Origin of the sequence: Neptunomonas japonica DSM 18939, assembly GCF_000422765.1 — a bacterium.
GTDB classification, from domain to species: Bacteria; Pseudomonadota; Gammaproteobacteria; order Pseudomonadales; family Balneatricaceae; genus Neptunomonas; species Neptunomonas japonica.
Genome location: NZ_AUGR01000029.1, coordinates 36,942 through 43,544 on the forward strand (window position 1 = coordinate 36,942; position 6,603 = coordinate 43,544).

8 protein-coding genes are annotated in these 6,603 nt (G+C 42.3%); 3 read left to right on the forward strand and 5 right to left on the reverse strand.

What is annotated here, in order from left to right; translation table 11 throughout:
- Nucleotides 1-26: 26 nt before the first annotated feature.
- The 4 genes from G511_RS0116630 to G511_RS0116645 form a co-directional block, all read right to left on the reverse strand.
- Nucleotides 27-560 (reverse strand): nucleoside 2-deoxyribosyltransferase, encoded by a 534-nt coding sequence (locus tag G511_RS0116630; protein WP_028470643.1) that lies wholly within the window; start codon nt 558-560, stop codon nt 27-29.
- Complete coding sequence (locus tag G511_RS24410) at nt 557-727, reverse strand: hypothetical protein (protein WP_156905238.1); 171 nt, start codon at nt 725-727, stop codon at nt 557-559. The genes G511_RS0116630 and G511_RS24410 overlap by 4 nt, the downstream gene beginning before the upstream one ends.
- Nucleotides 728-763: 36 nt before the next feature.
- A complete protein-coding gene (locus tag G511_RS0116640; protein WP_028470644.1) occupies nt 764-1,030 on the reverse strand; it encodes a DUF5062 family protein in 267 nt (88 codons plus the stop codon).
- 102 nt (nt 1,031-1,132) lie between these two features.
- Nucleotides 1,133-2,029 carry a D-hexose-6-phosphate mutarotase gene (locus tag G511_RS0116645; RefSeq protein ID WP_169565796.1) on the reverse strand — a complete coding sequence of 299 codons (897 nt, stop codon included), beginning with the start codon at nt 2,027-2,029 and terminating at the stop codon, nt 1,133-1,135.
- 124 nt (nt 2,030-2,153) lie between these two features.
- Here G511_RS0116645 and G511_RS0116650 point away from each other — a divergent pair, with 124 nt between their 5' ends.
- Together G511_RS0116650 and G511_RS0116655 are read left to right on the forward strand one after the other, a co-directional pair.
- Nucleotides 2,154-2,639, forward strand: coding sequence for a hypothetical protein (locus G511_RS0116650; RefSeq protein ID WP_156905239.1), 486 nt, complete (start codon nt 2,154-2,156; stop codon nt 2,637-2,639).
- A 24-nt stretch (nt 2,640-2,663) separates the two neighbouring features.
- Entirely contained in the window at nt 2,664-3,305 is a 642-nt protein-coding gene (locus G511_RS0116655) for an MBL fold metallo-hydrolase (RefSeq protein ID WP_028470647.1), read from the forward strand.
- A 16-nt stretch (nt 3,306-3,321) separates the two neighbouring features.
- Here the strand turns inward: G511_RS0116655 and pfkA are convergent, their stop codons facing one another.
- Complete coding sequence (gene pfkA, locus G511_RS0116660; RefSeq protein ID WP_028470648.1) at nt 3,322-4,329, reverse strand: 6-phosphofructokinase; 1,008 nt, start codon at nt 4,327-4,329, stop codon at nt 3,322-3,324.
- 110 nt (nt 4,330-4,439) lie between these two features.
- Here pfkA and aceK point away from each other — a divergent pair, with 110 nt between their 5' ends.
- Nucleotides 4,440-6,167, forward strand: coding sequence for a bifunctional isocitrate dehydrogenase kinase/phosphatase (gene aceK / locus G511_RS0116665; RefSeq protein ID WP_028470649.1), 1,728 nt, complete (start codon nt 4,440-4,442; stop codon nt 6,165-6,167).
- The last annotated feature ends 436 nt before the right edge of the window (nt 6,168-6,603 follow it).

The window sequence follows — 6,603 nt, forward strand, 5'->3', positions numbered from 1 at the left end:
CACACTGCAATAGTGTGGATACCTTTTTACGATGCTGACATTCTCTCTAGCACGTTACGAAAAGCATTAAGGTGCGACTCATCATTCAGGTCATCTCCTAATAATTGAATTAGACCTCCTTTAGGCGTTGTGCTGCCTACCATCATCAAATTGTCACTCATATCAAATTGCTCAACCATTTGGCCATTTTTGTCCTCTCCGGGAAGTGGTTGGCTTATACGCTCTGAGTAATTTTTATTTGAAAGCGTGTAACCCCATACCGGCTTTTGTTGAGCAGCCATATAACCCATCTCAAACGCGGTGCCTTGATCCATTCCCGCACCTCGAAAGGGTGTCATATTGGCAATGATGCAGTCTGCTTGATTCATAAGTGCAATATTGGCGTGGTAAATTTCAAGACCTGCGTTGAGCGGCGTTAACTGCTCAAGATTAAGTTCGTTGTCTAGAGGAAATAAACCGCTATAGCCAAATTCATGACACAGTTTTTTCTTTGCTGCACCCAGCGCTTTGGCTGTTGGTCTGAAAACATCTGGACCTGCTAAATAAATGTATTTGATCATGTGAGAGCCTTATCGTTATAAAGGTTCTCTGTATGGCGTTTTTTGCATAAAGATTGAACAATATCCTCTGCATGCCCTCTGTCTGATGCTTGTAATAGAGCAAAGGCAATTAATTTAGGGTGTAAAGCGTCAAATTGAGATGCATAGGGTAAAGCTGGCACTGGCATAGATAATGGAACCTTAATGACAAGTCAGGCTTCTCTTTAATTGCTTTTTAGCGGGTGGTCTTCAGGTAATTGTTTAGCAATCCATAACGCGAGTTTATGTTTCATATGAGGCTCATCTTCTTGGTCTTTTGCAAGTGGGGCGATGAGCTTGTCTTGTGTCAGTAAATGATAAAGTTGTGTGACTTTCAGACTGCTGCTATCCGTCGGCTTAAACTCGTTGATACCTCGATTCTTCATATAGACTTCGCCGATACGTAACGCTTCTTTAAGCAGTTGAGCTTCCTGTTTGGGTTTCATTTTCATTGCTGTTCCTCTTTGAAAATATGCATATATTGAGGTATATGGCTTATTAGGCGTTGGAGCTGGAAACCACTAATAGTTTTCATGCACGCGTATTTAAAGTCTTTAATCTTGAGGCTCTATGGTGAGTTGCATACCTATCTGATGAGTCTCATTAGGTTTCAGTGTAACAGCATCTTCAAGAACATTAGCTGTTTCAATGCAAAACATGGAATTATAATCGGTAGGCGAAAATTGGCTAATTCGTTTACTTTTTTCCACCCATGGATTCCAGATAACCGCTGAGTGGCTGTTGAATTGATTGAGCAATAATGTGTGCTGAGGCGTTGTTATAGTCAGTGTTGTGTTATCTCTAAGCATGTAAATACGATCAGTTTCCATGCAAAAATTTATACTGCCTTGCTGTTGTTTCTGTTTCCAGTGATCGAGAGCATCAATGTAAATACTATTGTCTACCCCATGAATGAGAGTTTTATTAATATCGCTTGTTGGTAGGTAGGTATGTAGCGCTTGGCTATAGGTGACAGCTTGCTTGTCTGTATTGTGTGTTGAGAGAGAAATACAGAGAGTTTTACCAATAATAAATGTAGCCTCGATTTCAAAATTAAATGGCCAGCATTGAAGGCTTTCGGTGCTTGAGGCAAGTGACAGCGTGATTTCAATTTGATGGCAGCTTTCCTTAATGCTTTTGAGCTGCCAGATACTATTGCGAGCAAAGCCATGGGCAGAAGGTTGTTTTATATTCTGGCTAATGTTCGTAGGATTTTTATCAGGGGCGCCAAACCAAGGCCAGCAAATAGGAATGCCTCCGCGGATAGATTCTCCTGTTTTATAATGAGCGGTTGGGCTTAGCCATAAAGCGTTTTTAAAATTATAATGAGCGGGCGAAAACTCAATAATTTGCGCACCTTGTAATAACGCCGTAGCTTTGAAAAGAGGATGGTCTATCTGGATGCCCTCAAGTTCATCGCGTTTAATTATCTGGCAAAAAGCGTATTTCATATAATGGCTTCGCAATTCAATTTGCATTGACTTAAAATAGCTACCCACTATAAAACAGATAGCTGTGCGAATATATCATTGCATAATTATCATCCCGTTCTTATCTTCTCATGATTAGTGACTTTTGAATAAAACCCGGTTGGCAGAACAGCTTTTGAATGCTGTACAGAGTGAACTAACGACAATGCTTGGTGCTGTTGATCAGGCACGAGATAATGCTGTTCACGAGCAAAGTAAACCGGAAAATCAATACGACACTCTGGCGTTAGAGGCGGCCTATTTGGCGCATGGGCAATCGGTACGTGCTGCTGAGTTGCAGCGTCAAATTTCGGTCCTGAAGCGTTTTGAATTAGATAATCATAAGTGTGACTCCGCAGCTGTTGTGGGTGCGGTCGTGCATTTGCGTGAATATAGTAATCAATTTTCTAAATGGTTATGGGTTGTACCTGTTGCTGGTGGTGTTGATTTGCAGTTTGAAGAGGTAAGCGTCACGACTATAACGCCTGATGCCCCTTTGGGGCGTAAGATTTTAGGGTGTTATGAAGGTGATGAAATATTGTTGCGCTTAGGTGCCAACGAAAAGTGCTTTGAAGTTATCTCAGTTATTTGAAATTTATAAGGTATTGGGTATTTTATGAAGTTTAGAGTTATTCCGGTTACTGCTTTTCAGCAAAATTGCACGCTATGTTGGTGTGAAGAAACTAAACACGCTGCAGTTATTGATCCAGGCGGAGATGTCGCAAAAATAGAAGCGGCTATTAAAGAAGAAGGTTTGGTTCTAGAGAAGATTTTATTAACGCATGCGCATATTGATCATGCGGGTGGTACTGCAGAACTAAAAGCGCTTCACCAAGTGCCTATAGAAGGGCCTCATAAGGGAGACTTATACTGGATTGAGGGGCTGGATAAACAAAGTGCTATGTTTGGTTTTCCTAAAGTAGATGGCTTTATGCCGGATCGTTGGCTTGAAGATGGTGATCAGGTAAGCGTTGGGAATCAGGTTTTTCAGGTGCTGCATTGCCCGGGGCATACACCGGGGCATGTGATTTTCTTCGATAAGATGGCAGGCATGGCTCAAGTTGGTGATGTTATTTTTCAAGGCTCTATTGGGCGCACTGACTTTCCAGGCGGAGACCACCCGCAGTTGATCGACTCTATTCGTAATAAGTTGTTCGCTTTGGGTGATGATATAGAGTTTATACCCGGTCACGGGCCTGCTTCTACATTAGGGCATGAAAAGCAAACCAACCCTTTTGTATCTGATCATCGGGGCTGATTTACTTCGTCGTTACTTATTTATGTAGCAAGGTGGTTATATCAAAAATATTCTGGTCGAGAGTTTTCTTTTCTGAGATAACTCTACGTAACGGAATATCGATGACAGCGCCTTGCCGTAATCCCACCATAATGTCGTTATAGCCTGCCAATAGATATTGCACTGCTGAGGCTCCCAAGCATGAGGCAAGCATTCTGTCGTGTCCTGACGGGCTTCCCCCGCGCTGAATGTGCCCAAGAATGCAAATTTTAGGGTCTTGGCCTTGTTCTTCTAGCTGATAAGCTATTCTTGAAGTCAGGCCAGGGTCTTTGCCTTCTGCAATAACGATAATACCGCTGGAGCCCTGCCCGGATGCCCGTTGTTCAGCAAGGGCGACACACAGGTCGTGCAGGTCAAACTCATATTCAGGTACCACTACAAGTTCAGCACCGCAGGCAATGCCTACTTGTGTTGCTATGAAGCCTGAGTTTCGCCCCATGACTTCAACTAGAAATAGCCGTTCATGAGAGAGCGCGGTGTCACGAATCTTATCAATAGCCTCTAAGGCTGTATTAACAGCAGTATCAAAACCGATGGTGTCATCAGAGCCGGGGATATCATTATCAATAGTGCCGGGTAGGCCGATAACAGGAATACCTGTCTCTTCTGTTAGCAGGTGCGCGCCTGTCATCGATCCATCACCGCCAATAACAATCAGTGCTTCTATGCCTTTCTCATGCAATATTTTGGCTGCTTTAGCACGAATAGTAGAGTCTTTGAATTCAAGGCAGCGAGCACTTTTTAGCATAGTGCCGCCGCGTTGTACTATGTTGGTAACAGAGCGAGAGCTTAGTTTCTGAATGTCTCCGGCAATTAAGCCACTATAGCCTCGTTGAATGCCATATACGTTTTCAATGCCGCTATTAAGAGCTGCACGAACGATGCCTCGAATGGCGGGGTTCATTCCTGGAGAGTCGCCACCGCTGGTGAGTAAGGCGATGGACTTATACGGTTTGATCGGCTTTAAATGAGGTAGTGTAAACATGGCATATCCTATCGTGATATCAACATATTATAGACAGTAGTATGTATCGTGGAGTTTCTGATGTTCAAGTAAATAAGCTAATGTAATGAAGAAATAAGAAGGAAAGGCATATGAGTAAGAAGGTGTCTGAGCGAATTGCCAGAGAAGTGCTTAAACACTTCGTGACTTATCGTACGTTTTTTAAAGCAATTACTGATATGGCTCAGCAGCGCTTTGAGCAAGAACTATGGTTAGAAATACAACAGGCTGCGTCAGACCGAATAGATCTCTATGAGCAGCAGCTGCAAAAGGCTACAGATAGTATTACCTGCATTATAGGCAGTGATACTTGCGAAAAACTTTTATGGAATGAAATAAAAGCTAGTTACATTGGGTTGCTATATCAGCGTGATGATTCTGAGCTGGCAGAAACCTTCTATAACTCTATCTATTGTAAGGCATTTAAACATCGACAATTAACGGATGAATATATGTTTGTCCACACCTCGATGGCTGGATGCCAAGTGTCATCTAGCAATGCTATTTACCGGTCTTACAGTATGGAGCAGGGCCTGGTGGGTCTAATAGGGAAAATACTGGATGATTGTGGATTTAATGTGCCTTGGGAGAATAAAAAACGAGATGTCGTGAGCTTGGTGCGCTATATCCAGCAGCATATACCTTTAGGGTTTGATGCCGGTCGTATGATAAAGGTCGATGTGATTCGAAGCGTCTTTTATAGAAATAAAGGTGCATACATCGTCGGGCGTATCAGCTTTGCAGGTGGTGATATTCCTTTTGTTATTCCTGTGTTGAATCATAATCAGCGTGTCTATGTAGATACGGCTATAAGCGATCAGGATCAAGTCTCTATAATTTTTAGCTTTACGCGGGCTTACTTCATGGTGAATGTAGATGCGCCTTCAGAGTTTGTAAGCTTTTTACATTCCTTGATTCCCTCTAAGTCAATAGGTGAGCTGTATACCTCGATAGGTTTTTATAAGCAGGGTAAGGCAGAGTTCGTTCGTGACTTTATAGATCATCTTACTCACTCAAAAGATTCATTCGTCATTGCTCCTGGTATCAAAGGGATGGTTATGACGGTTTTTACACTTCAGTCTTATCCGATAGTATTTAAAATTATCAAGGATAAATTTTCTTCGTCTAAGCGAGTGACCAGGTCAGTGGTCCATGAAAGGTATCAGCTAGTAAAGCGCCATGACCGCGTAGGGCGCATGGCGGATACGCAGGAATTTACAAATTTTATACTCCCTAGGGCTCGTGTTAGTGATGGGTTGCTAGAGGAACTAAAGCAAGTAGCGCAGTCTTCGTTAGTGGTTGAAAAAGATACAGTAATGATAAAGCACTTATGGACTGAGCGCCGAATGACGCCATTAAATATCTACTTAGACAAAGCGCTCGCGAGTGATGACGAGAAGGCTATCTTCCATGTTGTTAATGAGTACGGGAAAGCTATTAAGCAATTAGCGGCAGCAAATATCTTTGCCGGTGATATGTTGTTTAAGAACTTTGGTGTAACAAGGCATGAAAGAGTGGTGTTTTATGATTATGATGAAATCATGTACTTAACAGAGTGTAATTTTCGAAAAATACCGGCTGCGATGTATCCCGAGCAAGAGATGGCTGCTGAGCCTTGGTATTCAGTAGCACCAAATGATGTATTTCCTGAAGAGTTTACAATCCTTACTGCCTGTAATGTGAAGGTCCGTAAGATATTTAATGAGTTGCATGGAGACCTCTTGTGTGTGAAGTTTTGGAAAGAAATGCAGGAGCAGGTAAGCTCGGGCGAGGTTGTTGATATATTTCCATATCGTAAGATACAGCGGTTCACTCGTTAAATAATGCCCTATATGGTTTCGGGTACTATTAAATCCCCCTTTTTTGGTAAATAAATGACTTTTTTAGGGCAGGGGTATTGACTCCTTTGAGGGTGTCTGTAGAATGCGCACCTCTTCCCAAGGAAGCCCCTCAAAAGGGTGGCTTAGATGAGAAGGTACTGGTTTTTAAGTTCTTGATAATTAACATATTTTCAAGATTTTTAGATTAGTAGTTGGTGTCTGGTTTTGCAGCCAAATGAGTTTCAGAAAGTTGCAAAATAAAGGTTGACACCAGCGAGGCGTTCGGTAGAATATGCGCCTCACTTGAACGACACGTTCAAGCGCTCTTTAACAGATTGGTCAGATAATTCGTGTGGGCGCTTGTCAGGACGAAGCTACAAAAGCTTTATCAGGATAAGCAACCTAGCGAACAGAATGAAACATACGTTTTATAAAG

Excerpts from the sequence above, each read along its gene's own strand:
- G511_RS0116630 (WP_028470643.1), bottom strand. The coding sequence starts at position 560 with ATGATCAAATACATTTATTTAGCAGGTCCAGATGTTTTCAGACCAACA.
- G511_RS24410 (WP_156905238.1), bottom strand. The coding sequence starts at position 727 with ATGCCAGTGCCAGCTTTACCCTATGCATCTCAATTTGACGCTTTACAC.
- G511_RS0116640 (WP_028470644.1), bottom strand. The coding sequence starts at position 1,030 with ATGAAAATGAAACCCAAACAGGAAGCTCAACTGCTTAAAGAAGCGTTA.
- G511_RS0116645 (WP_169565796.1), bottom strand. The coding sequence starts at position 2,029 with ATGAAATACGCTTTTTGCCAGATAATTAAACGCGATGAACTTGAGGGC.
- G511_RS0116655 (WP_028470647.1), top strand. The coding sequence starts at position 2,664 with ATGAAGTTTAGAGTTATTCCGGTTACTGCTTTTCAGCAAAATTGCACG.
- pfkA (WP_028470648.1), bottom strand. The coding sequence starts at position 4,329 with ATGTTTACACTACCTCATTTAAAGCCGATCAAACCGTATAAGTCCATC.
- aceK (WP_028470649.1), top strand. The coding sequence starts at position 4,440 with ATGAGTAAGAAGGTGTCTGAGCGAATTGCCAGAGAAGTGCTTAAACAC.